Source organism: Yersinia ruckeri ATCC 29473 (assembly GCF_000754815.1).
GTDB lineage: Bacteria > Pseudomonadota > Gammaproteobacteria > Enterobacterales > Enterobacteriaceae > Yersinia > Yersinia ruckeri.
Window position 1 is genome coordinate 3,957 of the sequence record NZ_KN150748.1, and the last position, 16,859, is coordinate 20,815.

The following is a 16,859-nucleotide window of genomic DNA, read 5'->3' on the forward strand; positions in this document are numbered from 1 at the left end:
AGTTAGTGCATATGATACGCAAAGGACAACTTCAGCATCCAGTCGGGGAGCATTTATCACCGGCAGAACAATTTTATCTGTTGGCCGCCTGAAAAATAGACAGCCCTAGTTTTTTCGTCTTTCCTCCGTTAACGCGACACAACCGAATGCGAAGCCACCTCTCAGCAGCCTTTTGAAGTAGTGAATCGTATTGCGGAAAAAAGCGACTTTAGCCGCATTGATACCACGCCGTTTATGTCGTCCGATCACCCGCTGGATGCTACCTATCAATATTATGGTGAGGGAAAAGAGCGGACAATCGAGGCTGTCTCTGTTCAGGCCAGAAGTGCTGAAACCATTATGACGGCTGCACAGCTTGAGGATTTACTGAGTTACATCGTGTGTAATGGAAATCGCTGTAACCATTTTGAACCCTCAGAATTGCCCGCTGGGGCGCAGGGAATGCTGTATCGCTGTGAGGAGTCTGAAAGCTGGGTCATGGTGTGGATTGCTGGAGGGTGGCCGGTTGCCGTCAATGACGTTTTTAATTTTGACGGTTTTTTGATGGCATCGTAACGGACTGTTAGTCCAGCAGTGTGTCGAGAACCGCACAGATTTCCGCGCTGTTTTTACCTGACAGCGCGGGAAGCAATGAAGAAAGTGTCAGCGAACGGGTGGCGAGTTCGACAATGCGGTCGATAGCCGGTGATTTCTCGTAGGCTTTGTACGTTCGCAGGCATTTACCAAGCTCTTCCGCTGCGCGTTCCTGATCCCAACCCATCCCTTTACGCCACAAACGCAATTCATAACCTGTCATAATCATCTCAAAAAGTGCAATTATTGCACTATTTTATATTTTTATTTAGCGAGCGTATACCTTTGTTTGTTCGTACTCAGTACGAATAAATATTGATATTCGTACTGAGTACGAATATAATAATCTTACGGTCAGCAAGGGACGAGCGTTAATGGAGTATCTAGAATTCATTGAGACCCCCGTATTTAGCAGGCGAAGAGCTGAACTGCTGCCAGATGATGACTTCAGAGCTTTACAGGAGCATCTTCTTAAAAACCATGATCTTGGCGACACAATCAGTAAAACAGGTGGATGTAAGAAAATCCGCTGGAGTCGCGAAGGCATGGGGAAGCGGGGGGGAGTAAGAGTTATTTATTACGTCATAACCAAATCGGGACGCCTTTATCTGCTACTGGTCTATCCCAAAAACGAAAAAGACGATCTGACTGAAGCCGAAAAAGCTGTCCTGAAATCGATAAGTCAGCAAATCGAATAACAAGCCCCCGCACTGCGGGGCATTATCTACCTGAGAGGGGGAATAATGAAAACTGAACTGTTTAATGATCTCGTTGAAAGTATGCAACAGATGGTTGCTATTGAGAAAGGTACGCTCTCTGTTCCAGCGGAAAACATCCATCGTCATCGACTTCCAGATGTAAAATCAATGCGTGAAGCGAGCGGTCTTAAGCAAAATGAATTTGCGGATGTAGTGGGGGTTTCTGCTTCTCTGCTCCAGAGCTGGGAACAGCATCGTCGTATTCCATCAGGTTCATCTCTAAAGTTGTTGATGATGATAGAGCGTGACCCAGCTGTTATAGACGCTTTACGAACGCTTTAGAGCAAATAAAGTGTAATTATTGCACTTTTGATGCCGCTTATCGAAGCGGCTTTTTTATGCGCGTTCGCCCTGGCCGCGCTTTGAACACGCCCAGGGCGACGAAATACAACAGCCCGCTTGCAGCGCCCACAGGGTGCGCCGCTCTTACTGGCCACTTCCGTGGCCGCTAAGGATGCCGTCCATGCTGTCCGGCTTCTTTCTGGTGTCAGCCTCACCTTTGCCGTTAGCGGTTTCCCTTTTGCAGTGACAGACACTTGCACGGGGCACTGACCTCACAAGGGTGAAGGCTAAAGCCCGCCATCTCCCTTGTTCGTTCAGTTGATACCCCGCGCCGGTCTTTTGTCACAGCAACGGGCTCCCCGCCTTCATCACAACAAAGGGGAGACACCGGAAAGAAGCCGTAAGGCAATCGTATCTGAGAGGAGAAATATCTATGCGTTTAGCTTCCCGTTTTGGCAATGCCAATATGATCCGCCGTGACCGACCACTGACCAATGATGAGCTTGCCCGCTGTGTTCCAAGTGTATTTTCGGAAGAAAAACATGAGTCGCGCAGTGAACGCTACACCTACATTCCGACCATCACACTACTTGATAAACTGCGCAGTGAAGGCTTTCAGCCTTTCTTTGGGTGCCAGACGCGCGTGCGCGATCAGGGAAAGCGTGAGCATACAAAACATATGCTTCGGCTGCGCAGGGAAGGGCAGATCGCCGGTAAAGAAGTCCCTGAAATTATTTTGCTCAACAGTCACGATGGCTCAAGCAGTTACCAGATGATCCCTGGCATGTTTCGTTTCGTGTGTATGAATGGTTTAGTGTGTGGCGATACGTTCGGTGATATTCGTGTCCCGCATAAAGGAGACGTCGTTGGTCAGGTCATTGAGGGTGCTTACGAGGTGCTCAATATCTTTGACAGCGTTGCTGAATCCCGTGAAGAAATGAAAGCTATCACGTTGCGACCGGATGAGCAGCACCTGCTGGCGACTACTGCACTGAACTACAAATATGACGGCGCACATATACCGGTGGCCGCTGAAGATGTATTGCTCACACGCCGTCACGAAGACCGCAGCCCTGATTTGTGGACAACCTACCAAAAAGTTCAGGAAAACCTTATTAAAGGCGGACTGAGCGGACGCACTGCGAAAGGCAAACGCTCAACGACCCGTGGCGTTAATGGCATTGCAGGGGACGTCAAACTTAATCGCGCCCTGTGGGAAATGGCGGAAAACTTCAAGAATCTGAAAAGTTAATCACAGCCGATAACCAGCCGTTAAACCGGCTGGTTATCAAAGAGCACGATAATTTTTTAACGTCATTCTTAATACAGGGTATCGATATGTGCAGTACCTCTCCTGAGTTTAAAAAATGTCTGGTATGTAGTATCGGGCATATGACGCTGGCAGATTCAATCATTCTGAAAGGACGTTCATGGGAAACGGCCAGTTGAGTTGCAGAATATGATTATGGTTTGATGATTTCATTGTACAACGGAAAGAGAACGCTTCTTCGTCTGAAAGATTTTGGTATGTCCAAGTCCTTGCGGAAATTCATTCTGAAGATGATACAAAAACATCATGTCCATATGATTGAGTTCGATCGTGATGGTGATGCTATTGAGGGGGAAGAATTTTTCGAGTGGTGATTTTTGTTCACAGCCTGACGATAATATGTCGGGCTGTATGTGATTATTTAAAAAAACCGATCACCATTTTCAGCGCATTTCACCACGCAGGGGGTTGACCCCTTTGCGGTGAAATAACACACATCACATTAGCAGCAATATCGCCATCAGGATGATTTTGATTCTGCCTGCTCAGAAATTTTTGAATTTGCTGATTTCTCAACAACCGGTTTCTTGCGACTTTTGGTCGTACCGGTATCAATCGCCTCTTTTATCGCTTTTATGCTGACAGTTATCCCAGCCAAATCAAGCGCTGATTTTATCTCAGCCACCGAATAACCTTTTTTCACAGACAGTTCAATCAACTGTTCTCTGAGGTGTGAAAGTACATCCTTTCCTTTCATGCGTGATGCATTCAAATCAGGTAATTCAGCGAGCTGAATTTTTGCAAGTTCTAGCTGTTCCTGCGTGTAAAAACTGTTTGCGGCCATCCTCATATCCTTCTGTGCTTTGTGCAGAGTTAACTTTCCAATTATACCCTTGTATTCACTCATGAATCAAAGGTACCCCATTCCACATCTGGCGTAATGACTTTACAAAGAAAATCGGCCATAATGGCGCATATTGGATTAAAACGTGGGACAGGGTATGTTTTGTAGCACCGCCTGCACGCAGTCGGTCCCACAAAACGACCTGGTCAGGACTCCGTCCCGACACCCTACTTGCAGTGTCCGCCTCAGCGGTTAAGCAGGATTGAAGATGAGCAAGAGTGAAAAACGCCAGAGAACGGCTTTGCTGGGCAGCGTGCGATGCTTCCCTGAAGAGAAAGAACAGATACAGGCCAGTGCCAAATCAGCCGGTCTGTCTACCGGTGAGTTTCTTCGGCGTTCAGCTCTTGGTCGTCGTATTGTGGCTAAAGGCGACACACGGCAGATGAATGAGATACTGAAGCTGGGAGGATTGTTGAAGCATCTCTACAGTGAGATGAAGAAAGACGGTGTTATGACGACGGAAAGAAGCAAAGACTTTTCTGACGCTCTGATTGCGACAAAGGTTGCTTTGATGAAGTTCAGAGCTGACAGCCTGAACAATACTGAGGACTAAGATGCTTGCGGTAGTCGCTGAAAGAAGGCGTGACGGTAAATCCAGTTTCGTACAACTTATCTCTTACACCATCCTGCGTGATGATGTGGAGATGAGCGAAACGTTGTCGCCAGAAAAACCGTTTGTTCGTAAGTCCCGGGCGGAAGATAAAATTTTCAATGACCTCGTTGGGTACGCGACGCGTAATGCGCTGCCTGATTCGCAGGATATTATCGCAACGTTCCCGGACGGACGCCAGCAGGTGCGTTGCGATAAAGTCATCTGCGAAACTAACTGTTTTTCACTGGAGACTTCGTCTACGGAAATGGACATGGTGGCCATGCAAAACACGCGCTGCAATGACCCTGTCTACCACGCCATCCTGTCCTGGCCGACCTCAGAACGGCCGACGCCTGACCAGATTTTTGAGTCAGCAAGGTATTGTCTTAAGCGTCTGGGAATGGAAGATCATCAGTATGTTTTCGCCATACATGATGACACTGATAATGTGCACTGCCACCTGACCGTGAATCGTGTCAATCCGGCCAGTTACAAAGTCGCCGCCCCCTACAATGATTATTTTACCCTTGACCGTTGCTGTCGTGAGCTGGAGCTTAAAAATGGCTGGAAGCATGACAATGGACCTTACATGGTTAATGGCGACGGTGCGATTTCCCGGAACCGTAAGTTTTACAAATCAGCACCTTCCGCTGCACGACAGATGGAGCACTTTGGCGACAAGGAAAGTCTGTTCTCTTATGCCGTAGATAATTGCAGGGAGAAGCTGAATTCTTTGTTTATGCAAAGTGATTACAGCTGGGATGAAGTGCATGACATTCTGATCGCTGCCGGGCTTGAGCTACGTAAGAAAGGTGAGGGCCTCGCTATCTATGACGTTGCCAATGATGAGCAATGTTCAGTTAAGGCCAGCGATCTACATCCGGAACTGACGCTGAGCTGTCAGCAGGAATTGCTCGGGAAATTTAATCCAGCATCCATTGTTCGTGAAGTTAACAAGGATGGTAAAGATGTACTGCTGAGTACAGTGAACATTGATTCGCAGTATGACAACCGCCTTCACCGTCGCGATAACGGGGCGAGAGCTGAACGTCGTAATGCGCGTGCAGAGGCAAGACAGGATTTAATTTCCCGCTACAAGGCATACAAAACCAGTTTTGTCCGGCCGGGAATTTCTGCTGATGAATCCCGGACCCGATTCCGTGAACTGTCGGCCAGTTATCGCATTCGTAAAAATAATGTCCGCCTGAATGAACGTGATCCACTGCTGCGTAAACTGATGTTCCGTGCGCTGGAAGTTGAGAAAATGAAAGATATGGCTGCGCTGCGTCTCCAGCTTCGTGATGAGAGAAAGGCTCTGAAAGAGAGACCAGATGCCCGTCCGCTGTCATATCGTGCCTGGGTGGAAGTGCAGGCAACGCAGTATGATGCTGCAGCCATCTCGCAGCTGCGTGGCTGGGCTTATCGCGAAAAGCGTAAGAACCGCACGGCGACAATCTCCAATAACTTCATTCTTTATGCAGTTGCTGATGATATCAAACCTTCGCAAATTCGCGGCTATGATACGCATGTGAACCGCGATGGTGCAGTAGTGTATTCGTCGGGTGGTAAACCTGTGCTTCTTGATCGAGGATTGTTTATTGAGGTTGCCGATGTGCCGGCAGAGAAGGGTAAAAATCTGGCGATGGCTTTGCATATTTCGGCCCAGAAAAGCGGCGAGAAGGTTGAAGTTCGGGGCGATAAGTCTTTTGTTCAGGGAACTATGCAGTACATACCTCATTTCAATGCGTCGTCAGGAAAAACTGTACCATTAACGCACCCGGCTCAGCGTCGCCAGGCTGGTTATGACGTAGTGCCACAGATGCGGGATAATGCTCCCGTGTCACCATCGAGTACACCCAACCGTTTTACGCCACCAAAACCACGCTGACGGTATTTCTATTGGGACTCATGGCCGTTTCTCAGAGCGGATTTGGCTGTAAACGGCTACGTTGCGATCAAAAAAGGCTCCGTTTTACGGGAGCCTTCTTCAAAAATATTTTTTCGCATTCCGCACTTCTTCGAGTGGGGCGGGTGCTTACACAAGTAGAGTTGCCTCTGGATGGGGAATCTACGCCACATTCAGAGGCATGTCAATTCCTTTCCAGAGTACTGATTCTACTAGCGGGGCTTTAAAGTTGTGCGGTCATCGGTATACTTTTAGTCACATAATGAGGATTAAAAACGATGACTATCACGGCTATCACGCAGTCACTTTCTACACCGCGTTTTGCGACTTACCAGTTGCCGATTTTGGGAGGTACCTCCCCGGAACAGTGTCTGGGAATGTACCTTTGGAACAAACAACTCGCCAGCGCCTTTTTACCCGTTCTTCAGATTGTCGAAATCTCGCTGAGAAATGCGATTCATCAGTCATATGTTGCCGCGCAGGAAGCAGAAATCGAAAAAAGTTTTCCGCAACCCACTTGGGCAGCTAGAAAAGAAGCGGCTAAAAGCTGGTTTATTAACGTGTTCACTCCGATAAATAACCGCGAAGCTAACAGAAATATCGAAGCTGCTAAACGGCAGCTGACTATAGATAGAAAGCCACATACTCCTGAAAATATTATCGCAAAACTCACTTTCGGATTTTGGGTATCGCTCGTCAAAAATGATTATGACACGCGCCGGGCTACCTATTTAACGCTTTGGCCCGACCTCCGCGCTGAAGTTTTCCCTAACGCAGTAGATACAAATACCCGTAATCCACTTTCTATAAACAGCATTGGTAATGAACTGAAGGAAATTAACAAAATCCGCAACAGGTTATCCCATCATGAGCCACTGTGGCGTAATAATTCGGCTTATCAGGTGGAGGAAATTATCAATAAGGTTATAGAACATTACGACCGCTGCCTGAAAGTCATTAACTGGATTAACCCTTCTAATCTGAAGCTGTTAGAGCTTATAGATAATAATCGTAAGATGGCCGGGCTTTGTAATCTACATGCCCTGTGGAAAAACAAACAGCTTCCGGCAGGTCTGGTAACATTACCGATGAATCTTGCGTGGGCTGATAGTGTTAAATTAGATACTGCACATACCGGTGAAGTTGTAGCGGTGATCTCCGCGACCGCTATCATGATAAAAAGCGAGAAGGATAAGGTTGTGTTTCACTGCATCCAAGCTGATGTTGATGGAGATATGACTGCATATACCATGGGTGCCAGGGTTCATTTTTATCCGCAAATCTCGGCTGCCAGGTATCCCAACGCTAAAAACGTAACGCGATTGTGAATTGTATAAAAAAGCGCCGATAATTTGGCGGTTTTTTGTGCTCATTAGGTAAGCAACTTGCTTTTCAATACTGCAATAGCATGGTCTAAGCCAGAACCGCGCAATGAAACGTTTGCTCATGCATTGTTGTCTCATGGGGAAGGGGCTGGAGTATCTCCAACAACTCGATTTCTGTGACTATCAACGCTGCGGGCAAGTAAGCTTGGTAGCCGTCCTTCGGGGCGGCTTTCCTTTTTTAGGAACACCGGCTTTGTGGGGCATCCCAAGCTTCGTTTGAAATGCCCCACAAAGCCGTGACGTTACTGTGGTGCGCCTGTTAAGGCTGGCTTATGATTGAGCGCACACACAGCAGGTAACCGCAGGATACGGAGAATAAAAAATGAAAGGCTCTGAGTGGAGTAAATGGGATTTGCATATTCACAGTCCCATGACGTGGATGGCGAGTACATTTAAAGGTCCGGAAAGTATTCCTGAATTTATAAAAAAACTGGGAGAGTCAGGAATATCGCTTATTGGCCTAACAAATTATTTCTTCCTGGCGGAAAACGAGATTGAGATTATACGTGAGGAAATAGACAGGCAGGGATTTAATATTACTGTTTTGCCGAATGTTGAATTCCGTCTCGCACAACCAAACAAACAGGGAGACTGGATAAATATCCACTGCTTATTCTCTGAAAAAATCCCGACTGCTAAGATAAACCAGGTGTTGTCAAACATGACGATAGCAACGAAAACTGCTGCAGGTAGACCTGTTTATTGTTCAGAGTTGAGCCTGAAAGAAAGTGGAAAAAATATTTCCGAAATCACTGTCAACTTCGAAGCTCTTTGCGAACATATTTCTTCCCATTTTGAACTCTTCCGCGATGCCATTATTGCAGTCTGTCCAAATGGCTATGGTGGCTACAGGCCAAACGGTGAGGGGCGATCCAAAGAGGTGGCAACACAGATAGATCGCGAGGGGCACATAATTCTCGACAGCTCTCAGGACTCTCTACCTGTTAGGGAATTTTTCTTAATGACTGATCGCTATCCCGGCGCTAATAAAAAGCCGGTGTTCAGGTGTTCAGATGCACATGGCCTTGAGAAAACTGGAACGATATTTAGTTGGGTAAAAGCAAAGCCAACTTTTGAAGGTCTCCGCCAGACTCTGCTAGAGCCAGAGGCCCGCCTGAAACTCGAAGAAGACTGGCCGCAGCAGCGCACTGCGAAAGTGCACTTCAGCAGAATAGAGGTAGAGGGGAAGATTTTTGACGGTCAGGAAATCCGATTCAAAAAGCTTTCAATTCCGCTTAATGAGGACATGGTCGCTATTATCGGCGGCCGGGGTACTGGTAAGAGCCTAATACTGGATGGCCTGCAGTCGCGCTTTACGCCGTCACGTCCTGAAAACGTACGCGCACGTCCTGTATCGCCGCAACGGCTTTCTGTCCAGCTCAGTAAAACAGACGGAGAGTATAAGGAGTTTGACGGCATTGATAACTCTTACAGCTATCTTCACGTTTCTCAGGGTGAAATTAAGGATCTGTGCCAGGAGCCTGAAAAAATCAGCGATGAGATAAAGAAAATGCTCCGTCTTCCTCCCCAGTCCTTCCCTGTGCCGCTCAGAAACGAGCTGGAATCGAACCTGAATGAATTCCGCAGTTTGTTCGAATTCTTCAATATGAAGAATGATAAAGGTCAGTTTATAAATCGAGAGGAATATCACACTTCGACAATTTCTGCTGTACAGAAACATATTGATACGCTGACTAGCGAGAAAAACCGTGAACTGATTAAAACATTTCAGGGGAATGGTAAAAGCCTTGCGGATATTAACTCTCAACTAAACTGGTTAAATGAATTCCTAAAACAATTATCAGATAAAGAAAGCGAATTAAACGACCAGATTGACTTCATCAATGCGAAGGGAACTGAAGAACACGTCATACCCCATGTCAACTTCGAACCGCAGCGTGGTGTTATCAATAATAAAATCAAACTGGCTAAGTCTGAATCTGAAAAAATGGGAGCGGTAAATCAGGATATTATTAATCAGTTCCGCCAGCAGGGAATAGAACAGGACATTTCCGGTCTTCTCGATAAAGTTACCGAATATCAGCAGATGATTAACCGTGCTGAACTTGAGCGTGAAGAGTCGCAACGCAGACTGGCGGTGGGCAAGAAAAATCAGGAGAGCCGAAAAGAGCTGATTAATCGTGTTCTATCACATATCCGGCAGGAAAAGGAAACGGTGGATGCGGCGTTCAATGCCCTTACTGAAGCTAAAGAGCATTATACTGCTGATCAGCAGACCCTTGTGGCGGAAATCCTGCAGGATATCGGGATTTATGGTGAGGTGACGTTTGACCAGAATGCGTTTTATGCGGGCGTCCTGAAATGCATGAACGGTGGGAAATTTCGTGCCTCAAGGGAGGGAGAAACTCAGACCGACAAACTTGCGGTACTTTTCAACGTTCACACCGTTGAAGATTACACCCGCCTGGTCAGCAATGAAAATATCCTTAAGGTTCACGACGATAAACAGGCAATGACAGATATCTCTCTGAATAATCTGTTGTGGAAGCAGGAATATTTTAACAGTGCGGGGCCTCATGAGCTTCTGGCCCACCTGTTCAGCCCGGACAGGATCTCCGCCTATCTGGGCGTCAAGGCGCAGTTTACCTATAAAGGAAAGACCGTCGAAAAGCTTTCTGCTGGTCAGAGAGGGACGTTCTATGTCTGCCTTAAGCTCGCTACCGATCCGTTTGGTTCACCTTTTGTGTTCGACCAGCCCGAGGACGACCTTGATAATGACTTTATCATGCACCATCTCGTCCCGCTGTTCCGTAAGATAAAAAAGTACCGACAGGTCATCATTGTGACTCACAATGCCAATCTGGTAGTGAACTGCGACGCTGAGCAGGTTTTGGTGGCCAGCAACAATGATGAGGTTATTACCTATCGCTGTGGGGCCCTGGAAGCAGGAGAGCTGGCGCACGGAAACACCATGCGTCAGGCCATCTGCAACGTGCTGGAAGGTGGACATCTTGCTTTTGAACAGCGTGAACGTAAATACGGTCTGCTGAGACCAGTTCTCTAGCGTTTTCCGATGATGGGCAGCACCGGCTGTCCATCATTCATCTGCGTTTGTATATCATTTTGGGTTTCCTTTTCTTGTACAGTAACGGCAATTCTTTGGATTAGTACGAAGACTGCCAGTCGCTTCCCAAATCCCAGCGAGACTGCCAGTGTGTCAGGTACGTCTGAGCCAGTGCGGGCATCTCGCGCACAACCAGAGCATTCTCTGAATTGGACCGTGCCGCTGCCCTGCTATAATTAAAGCTGCCTACTTCAACAGTATGATTATCAACAATTAAAAATTTATCGTGCATAATTTTAAACCGATTAACTGTCCTGACAGGAATATCGGCATTAACCAGCAGGTTCATTGCTGCCACACTGGCTTTGCTGCTATTGCCTTTCTCATCGAGTACCACCTTTACATCAACGCCACGGCGCTTCGCATCCGTTAGCGCTTTAACTACTTCGGGTGACGTAAAGGAATAGCCCATCAGCCGAATACTCTGCCGGGCATCATCGATGGTCCCTAGTACCAGTCGTAATGCACTGCCTTCTGGTGAGAAATCCGCCTCGATCGTCGGGGCTGCAACGGCAGAACTGACAGCCAAAAGTAGAACGCCGGCCAAAGTAATTGACCGTAATGTACGGATAGTCATTTTCATTCCTTAATGATTAAAAAATTGAGCTTATTGAGCTAATGGTTTAGTCAACGGTTGGAGGAGCTGGCGGGGAAGTATTTATTTCAGTAGGTAAGATGTTCGGTTGTGTTATCAAAATCATCAGCAAAGGACTGGTCTGCCAGGTTTTCATAATAAGCATCTTGAGTATCGTAATGTGCCGTTGGGGGGGATGCTGCCCTTTGTAGTTGGCTAGATTCGGGGACTCCCTGCACGCTGGTATTATTCTGGTGTGCTTCTTCAATCCGTTTCTTCGATATGCGGATATTTTCCTGCTCTTTCAGCCAGCGATAGCGTCCTCCCGTTTCTTTCAGCGCATCGATGGCGGTTTCAAACAACAAAATCCCCCGTTCTTCAGGGGAGTAGATCACGTCATCGCGGTTATCGAGATCGGCAGCCAGAGTGGTGAGAGCCATCAGGGTTTTGTCAGCTATGCGGGCATTCAGCTGGCTGTTCCACTCCCCAGGAACGGTAGAGCGGCAGATATCCAGGATATGAGAGACACGTTCCTGAGAGATGGGACGCCGGCGTGCAGCTGCAGGCAGTTCACGGCAAAGGTCACTGAAGTCGGGACGCCGAATAGGTACATACCGGTTAATTTTCACATTCAGCTTTGAGATTTTTTCATCATCAGGGATGTATATCGAATTGCTACGTATCTGCTGGTCTTCAAATACGATGATGCCTTCGCCGGATTTTAAAGCCTTTAGTTCCGACAGTTGGATATTGTCCCTATCGCGGAATTCCACTCTATCGACGTCCTGATAGCTCCCCATACCTGTGCGATCCATCGTTCTTTGCTCAGCATACTGGCCTGTACCACCGACGGCTCGGATCATCTTCAACGTGTCCTCCGTATCTTCGGTTTTCATGAAGTGTTTGGTGCCCAGGTTGGCATTCACGGAATGTACCTCTTTACCGTGTTTAAGCATGGCCTGAATATCCTGTGCCAGGATAACCAACATGTAACGCAGGCTTCGCATTTGTGCGGCCAGCTTGGCCAGACCCGGGGCAAAGTAATAACCCACCTCATCGCAGATGATCATGAAGGGAAATTTGCTGGCAAATTTTTTCACCGTCAGCGTGTGTTCCGGAGAACCATCAATCTTGTTCCCCAGGTCTTTGGCTATATTCATCTGGATATCGGAGATATATAGCTTTCCCAGCGTGGCTGCTTCGTTGTCAGAGAGTTCCAGGGCGGGAATAAGTACCACCAGAGTGCGATCGTTGTGCAGAATATCCTGCATATCGATGTCGCCGCCGCCTTTCGGAAAAACGTGGCCATACGTGTCGTTAAACATGCTGAGCATGCGGGTGAACTGCTGGATAAGGTAGCCATGCTGATCCAGTGCGCCTTGCGCCCAGTCGGATGGACGATTTATGAGCTTCATGTCAAAGCCGGCGAGGTTAGCCAGATAGTTCTCCATCGGCTTGTAACCTTCTTCATGCCACCCGTCGTTCAGTGCTTCCCGATACAAGCCAACGAATTTCACCAGTGGCAGGTAAGACTGGATAACTGCCTGTGTCAGCATAATGTTATCGCGGGCGCGCTTATAACACAGGGCATAAACCAGGGCATTCATCATGGCGCGCGCTTTGTCTTTCCAGCCTTCATCGCTGCCGTTCCCCGCCGGCAACAGTGATTCCATCAGCTGAATGATGAATGTCGGACTACCGTAAGCAAACGGATTAGTGCTGTTTGACTGGGGGCGGGACTTATCTCCGAGCATCAGTTTTTTAAACCGGTCATCATTGCCGGTGATGAAGCTCAGCACATGCCAGTCGTCTTCCTGACCGAAACGCCGTGCCATTGACCAGGTGGCTACTGCGAGATCAATCTGTGCCTTCCCGTCGGAAATACAACAGCCACGGGTCATGCACAGTGAGTTCAGGTAAAGAGAGTAGAGCGTTTCTGTTTTACCACCGCCGGTGGTGGCCATGATTTGTATGTGACGCATAGCATCAGAGGTTTCAAGCCACAGTTCTTTTCCCCGGTCACGACCACGGCCAACGCCGAGACACAGTGTACCGGCCGCTTCCCCACGGACAATCTTAGGCAGATTCAGGTTCAGCAGCGGTATGTTCCAGCTCAATTCGCGTTCTGTAGACAAATCAAACCCACCCACGTCCATCGGGATACGCAGCGGTAAACGAAAGCGCTGATCGCTGAACGCGACCAGCAGGATAATATTGAAGGGCAGGGATAGCAGGAGGGTTGCCGGCCATATCACGCCGAACAAGAGGGAAGATACCAATAAAAACTGCACAGTAAACGGTGCCAGCATTAACCGTTCAGCCAGTCTGCCCTGTACCTGTCGGCTTATGAGCTGATTTCCTACCGGCCCGTGACGTCCTTTTAAATCCATTGCTAGCTCCTTACTGGGCGTTGTTAAGGAAGGCCTGCAGTGCGGCATCGCTGGTCATTGCCTGCAACGGGATCATACGGCCGTCATCGCTGATAACGGTCGGCGTGCCCGGGAGATGGTAGAGCTCAAAGGCCATATCATTACGCGCCAAAGCGTTCTGCCCTGCTTCGCAGGAAGCTGGCTTCGGTTCTGATTTAGCGGTCGGGTTCAGCATACCGGCACCAATATCAAAAATGCTGCGCCACATATCGGCGCGTTTTGCTGCCGGTGCGCACAGTAATGGGATCACTTGCTCTGCTGTGCGGGCTTTTCCTATCAGTGTGACCGGAAATATTTCCACATTGTATTGCGCGGAGAGGGCCTGCACGGTCGGCTCGAATATCCTGCAGTTAGGGCATTCAGGATCAGAAAAGATATAAAGGGTTCTCGGATGGCCAGAGGATAACTGGATGGTGAATTCCTGTTTTGCGGCACCGTTCTTCAGACGTGTGGCCAGCATGTGGCGGGCTTCGGCCGCTTCTTCGGGAGATAGCGAAACTCGTTGCGCTGGCGTATTCACTGCAGCTGCTGAAGATGTGCTGACGGATTCGGTTCGGGCTGGCATCACTACAGACGGCGGCAGAAGTGTACTTGCTGCTGATTCTGTGGTTTTCACTGGAGACTGAAACGCGGGCACGGGAACCGGTGGCCGTGTCGGATGAGGGGGGTTAATGAGCCACGACGCCCATGCACCCGCCAGAAAGAGAAAAATGACGCCAGGAATGAGCCAGTGGCCTCCTCTTTTGTATAGCGGTTTCACTCTGGTTTCGTTCATGGCCATACGCTGCAACGCATCGGCTGTGGTGTTCATTATGTTGTTGGCAAGCTCAGGGTCGTCGGTAGTAAAGAGCTTGGCGAAGCCGTTGCAGGATTGCCGCATCCAGATAGTGTACTGACCCGCATCCTGCTCAAGCGTCAGTTGATAGCGATCGTCTAAAGGACGATTCAGATTAAACAGGCTGCGACCGTTCAGTCGTACCTGTAGGTGCTGTCCATGAATTTCGATTGAGGTTTCGTTAACAGTCTGTTCTGACATGGGATTATCTCATTTTAGGGCGAAAGGAATGTACGTGGCGGTGAACGTGTTGCTCATCAGAGTGGGTACCCGATTGCATCGGGTTGTCTTCGTCGTCATCGTCCTCTTCTTCATCATTAAAAGGACGCATGGCCGGGGGCGAGTCATCGACCACTGCACCGATATTTTTCAGGTCTGTTTCAAGCCCATCAAGCGCGAGTGACATAATGGGTTTGCTCAGTTTGACGCGATAACGGGCGGCCAGTTTTTCCCAGTGGGACTGACTGATCACCCCGGCACCTTCAACGAACGGCCAGGGACGACCGGTGGATGCCAGGGCGTACCAGAGCGTGCGGTCGAGTCCTTTCAGCCAGCGGTATCGGCGGATAGGAAGGTGGAGGTCGTTATCATGCAATGCAGCGATAGCGGTGCGGACATAACCGTATTGTTTTATCCAGGCTTGCGCGGCTGGCGTTGCGGCCACTTTTCGAAATGCTTTGTCTGCCAGTGACAGGTTGGGATAGCCGATTTTGTTTCGGTACTTGCGGTCTGATTTAAGTGTAGAGCGGTTTAGTGCATCCAGCAGCAGCTCTGCCTCTTTGCGTTTGTCCAGAAAGTGCTGCAGGCCAAAGATGGCGAACATGGCACGCTCATGGTCACTGAAGTGCTTAAATTCAGGGATTAACTGGCCCTGTTTCACAACATCGCCATTCTCATGAGGCAATCGTTCACCAAGTTGAGCAATAAATTTCTGCTCAGCCAGCTCCCGGCGAAGGCGGCTGTTAACTACCAGTTTGTACTCGATTGCAAATTCATCGGGAGACTGTGCGCTGCGGTGTTCTTCCGGATCCACATTCAGCAGCTGCGTCTTCTTATCGCCATAGGTCAGAGCCGGCACGATGGCCGGAGAAAATGACGCCATGATGCGGGGAAGCGAGTGAATGGAAATATCCCGGCGGGTCCGGCTTATCTGGTGGCGGCGAACGGAGATGGTGCCGATAACAGCAAGTGGGAACAGGGCAATCAGCAGGATACCCGCTGTTACATCCATCACCGAGAAGAATTCAGACCAGGATACTGCCTCCGCATTGTTGTGGGTTGAAGCCAGAAGATTAATACGCCAGGCAGCGTCAGCATGGAAGCGGGGGAAATCAGCCAGACTCCACAACCAGTAGAGCAAGGTGGTGGTGCATTCAATAGTGAGCTGCCGGAAAAACAGGGCTGCGACCATCAGAGTAATAAACAGGCCGACAGCGGCCATTGTCCAGTCATTGCCTGACTGGACATCATTGCGAATGGGTTGCGCCATAGAGGAGACCTATAAATATTTTGCGAATGCAAAAGAAGAGGCACCCTGAAAAGGGTGCCCCAGAGTCGGTACTGTGGGTTACTGCAGAAGGGGAATTAGTTTGGCGGCAGGATCAGGTTAAGCCCCTGCTCGTCGGCGATACGTTTTGCCTGATGTTCAACGTAACCGGGTACATTGTTTTCATATGTCCAGGTTTGGTTACGCATGGCATTGATTTTTTCATATAGCTGACTGGCTTTACCAGTAGATATAGCGACAGACGGTAGCTCAGGTATGCCGGTATAAATTTTTAAGGTATTACCTTCCACTTCAATAGATTTCCAGTCGTACATACCAAAGCCCATGACACGTACATCTTTAGGGGAAAAGAAGTTGAAGATAGTAGTGTCAGGGTGATTGATGTACAGCAGGGTCCCATTTTTAGTATCAAGAGCCAGATAACTTAACCCGGTCCAGCTTTTAGCTGTGTTGGATGGAGACGCCTCGTTGAAGTGTTTTTCACTAAAATAAGAGGTAAACGCTTTGATGTTTTTGTTCTGGCGGTATATGGCATATGTAGTTAACGAAATAACTACTAATAGTGATGCCCAGATAAACCAAACCAACGGTATATCTTGTTGGCGAATACCATAGTCCACATCATTGCGGTATACGTATAGCCAACTTGCAAAGATGAAATGAAACGGGAGTATGAAAAATAAATACATCCCTGATAATGTGCCAGCAAGCGCTACTGACCACTTTTTTGAATATGTATCTGTATATTTTACTGTCATA

Annotated in this window: 15 protein-coding genes and 2 pseudogenes; 10 read left to right on the top strand and 7 right to left on the bottom strand. The window is 48.4% G+C overall.

All coding sequences use genetic code 11. The features are described 5' to 3' along the window. Together DJ39_RS18070 and DJ39_RS16615 are read left to right on the top strand one after the other, a co-directional pair. Window positions 1-92, top strand: a pseudogene (locus tag DJ39_RS18070) (IS6 family transposase); the annotation flags it as partial. Window positions 93-180: 88 nt separating this feature from the next. After that, the gene (locus tag DJ39_RS16615) at window positions 181-555 is read left to right on the top strand and encodes a hypothetical protein (RefSeq protein ID WP_004720865.1); all 375 of its coding nucleotides are present in this window, start codon (window positions 181-183) and stop codon (window positions 553-555) included. 7 nt (window positions 556-562) lie between these two features. Here DJ39_RS16615 and DJ39_RS16620 read toward each other — a convergent pair whose 3' ends face one another. Next, entirely contained in the window at window positions 563-796 is a 234-nt protein-coding gene (locus DJ39_RS16620) for a helix-turn-helix domain-containing protein (RefSeq protein ID WP_038251853.1), read from the bottom strand. Window positions 797-947: 151 nt separating this feature from the next. Between DJ39_RS16620 and DJ39_RS16625 the strand changes: the two genes are divergently transcribed. From DJ39_RS16625 to DJ39_RS18505, 4 genes and pseudogenes are all read left to right on the top strand, one after another. Continuing rightward, a complete protein-coding gene (locus DJ39_RS16625) occupies window positions 948-1,271 on the top strand; it encodes a type II toxin-antitoxin system RelE/ParE family toxin (protein ID WP_038251855.1) in 324 nt (107 codons plus the stop codon). A gap of 45 nt (window positions 1,272-1,316) precedes the next feature. After that, a complete protein-coding gene (gene nadS, locus DJ39_RS16630; RefSeq protein ID WP_004720859.1) occupies window positions 1,317-1,613 on the top strand; it encodes a NadS family protein in 297 nt (98 codons plus the stop codon). A gap of 433 nt (window positions 1,614-2,046) precedes the next feature. Then, a complete protein-coding gene (locus DJ39_RS16635; protein WP_004720855.1) occupies window positions 2,047-2,865 on the top strand; it encodes a DUF932 domain-containing protein in 819 nt (272 codons plus the stop codon). 209 nt (window positions 2,866-3,074) lie between these two features. Continuing rightward, window positions 3,075-3,257 (top strand): annotated as a pseudogene (locus DJ39_RS18505) (DUF5983 family protein); the annotation flags it as partial. Between the two features lie 146 nt (window positions 3,258-3,403). Here DJ39_RS18505 and DJ39_RS16640 read toward each other — a convergent pair. Continuing rightward, window positions 3,404-3,727, bottom strand: a complete 324-nt coding sequence (locus DJ39_RS16640; protein WP_004720850.1) for a hypothetical protein — start codon at window positions 3,725-3,727, stop codon at window positions 3,404-3,406. 268 nt (window positions 3,728-3,995) lie between these two features. Here DJ39_RS16640 and mobA point away from each other — a divergent pair, with 268 nt between their 5' ends. The 4 genes from mobA to DJ39_RS16660 all read left to right on the top strand — a co-directional run bounded on the left by mobA (window position 3,996) and on the right by DJ39_RS16660 (window position 10,695). Continuing rightward, window positions 3,996-4,340: a plasmid mobilization protein MobA gene (gene mobA, locus DJ39_RS16645; RefSeq protein ID WP_004720848.1), complete on the top strand. Its 345-nt coding sequence runs from the start codon at window positions 3,996-3,998 to the stop codon at window positions 4,338-4,340. A 1-nt stretch (window position 4,341) separates the two neighbouring features. After that, window positions 4,342-6,267, top strand: a complete 1,926-nt coding sequence (gene traI, locus DJ39_RS16650; RefSeq protein WP_004720847.1) for a TraI/MobA(P) family conjugative relaxase — start codon at window positions 4,342-4,344, stop codon at window positions 6,265-6,267. 296 nt (window positions 6,268-6,563) lie between these two features. After that, the gene (locus DJ39_RS16655) at window positions 6,564-7,613 is read left to right on the top strand and encodes an Abi family protein (RefSeq protein WP_038251856.1); all 1,050 of its coding nucleotides are present in this window, start codon (window positions 6,564-6,566) and stop codon (window positions 7,611-7,613) included. Between the two features lie 379 nt (window positions 7,614-7,992). Continuing rightward, the gene (locus DJ39_RS16660; RefSeq protein WP_004720844.1) at window positions 7,993-10,695 is read left to right on the top strand and encodes a TrlF family AAA-like ATPase; all 2,703 of its coding nucleotides are present in this window, start codon (window positions 7,993-7,995) and stop codon (window positions 10,693-10,695) included. A gap of 100 nt (window positions 10,696-10,795) precedes the next feature. On the opposite strand, the gene DJ39_RS16665 is transcribed toward DJ39_RS16660, so the two are convergent. From DJ39_RS16665 to excA, 5 genes are all read right to left on the bottom strand, one after another. Continuing rightward, entirely contained in the window at window positions 10,796-11,332 is a 537-nt protein-coding gene (locus tag DJ39_RS16665) for a phospholipase D family nuclease (RefSeq protein WP_038251858.1), read from the bottom strand. Between the two features lie 86 nt (window positions 11,333-11,418). Further along, window positions 11,419-13,719, bottom strand: a complete 2,301-nt coding sequence (gene trbC / locus DJ39_RS16670) for an F-type conjugative transfer protein TrbC (RefSeq protein WP_004720841.1) — start codon at window positions 13,717-13,719, stop codon at window positions 11,419-11,421. Window positions 13,720-13,729: 10 nt separating this feature from the next. Further along, a complete protein-coding gene (locus tag DJ39_RS17160) occupies window positions 13,730-14,794 on the bottom strand; it encodes a DsbC family protein (RefSeq protein WP_004720840.1) in 1,065 nt (354 codons plus the stop codon). Between the two features lie 4 nt (window positions 14,795-14,798). Beyond that, complete coding sequence (locus tag DJ39_RS16680; protein WP_004720838.1) at window positions 14,799-16,082, bottom strand: secretion/conjugation apparatus DotM-related subunit; 1,284 nt, start codon at window positions 16,080-16,082, stop codon at window positions 14,799-14,801. Between the two features lie 95 nt (window positions 16,083-16,177). Next, complete coding sequence (excA, locus tag DJ39_RS16685) at window positions 16,178-16,858, bottom strand: plasmid IncI1-type surface exclusion protein ExcA (protein ID WP_038251860.1); 681 nt, start codon at window positions 16,856-16,858, stop codon at window positions 16,178-16,180. Between the last annotated feature and the right edge of the window lies 1 nt (window position 16,859).

What these genes read in the sequence shown, in the direction of transcription:
- DJ39_RS16620 (WP_038251853.1), bottom strand. Translation starts at nt 796, where the DNA reads ATGACAGGTTATGAATTGCGTTTGTGGCGTAAAGGGATGGGTTGGGAT.
- DJ39_RS16625 (WP_038251855.1), top strand. Translation starts at nt 948, where the DNA reads ATGGAGTATCTAGAATTCATTGAGACCCCCGTATTTAGCAGGCGAAGA.
- nadS (WP_004720859.1), top strand. Translation starts at nt 1,317, where the DNA reads ATGAAAACTGAACTGTTTAATGATCTCGTTGAAAGTATGCAACAGATG.
- DJ39_RS16635 (WP_004720855.1), top strand. Translation starts at nt 2,047, where the DNA reads ATGCGTTTAGCTTCCCGTTTTGGCAATGCCAATATGATCCGCCGTGAC.
- DJ39_RS16640 (WP_004720850.1), bottom strand. Translation starts at nt 3,727, where the DNA reads ATGGCCGCAAACAGTTTTTACACGCAGGAACAGCTAGAACTTGCAAAA.
- mobA (WP_004720848.1), top strand. Translation starts at nt 3,996, where the DNA reads ATGAGCAAGAGTGAAAAACGCCAGAGAACGGCTTTGCTGGGCAGCGTG.
- traI (WP_004720847.1), top strand. Translation starts at nt 4,342, where the DNA reads ATGCTTGCGGTAGTCGCTGAAAGAAGGCGTGACGGTAAATCCAGTTTC.
- DJ39_RS16655 (WP_038251856.1), top strand. Translation starts at nt 6,564, where the DNA reads ATGACTATCACGGCTATCACGCAGTCACTTTCTACACCGCGTTTTGCG.
- DJ39_RS16660 (WP_004720844.1), top strand. Translation starts at nt 7,993, where the DNA reads ATGAAAGGCTCTGAGTGGAGTAAATGGGATTTGCATATTCACAGTCCC.
- DJ39_RS16665 (WP_038251858.1), bottom strand. Translation starts at nt 11,332, where the DNA reads ATGACTATCCGTACATTACGGTCAATTACTTTGGCCGGCGTTCTACTT.
- trbC (WP_004720841.1), bottom strand. Translation starts at nt 13,719, where the DNA reads ATGGATTTAAAAGGACGTCACGGGCCGGTAGGAAATCAGCTCATAAGC.
- DJ39_RS17160 (WP_004720840.1), bottom strand. Translation starts at nt 14,794, where the DNA reads ATGTCAGAACAGACTGTTAACGAAACCTCAATCGAAATTCATGGACAG.
- DJ39_RS16680 (WP_004720838.1), bottom strand. Translation starts at nt 16,082, where the DNA reads ATGGCGCAACCCATTCGCAATGATGTCCAGTCAGGCAATGACTGGACA.
- excA (WP_038251860.1), bottom strand. Translation starts at nt 16,858, where the DNA reads ATGACAGTAAAATATACAGATACATATTCAAAAAAGTGGTCAGTAGCG.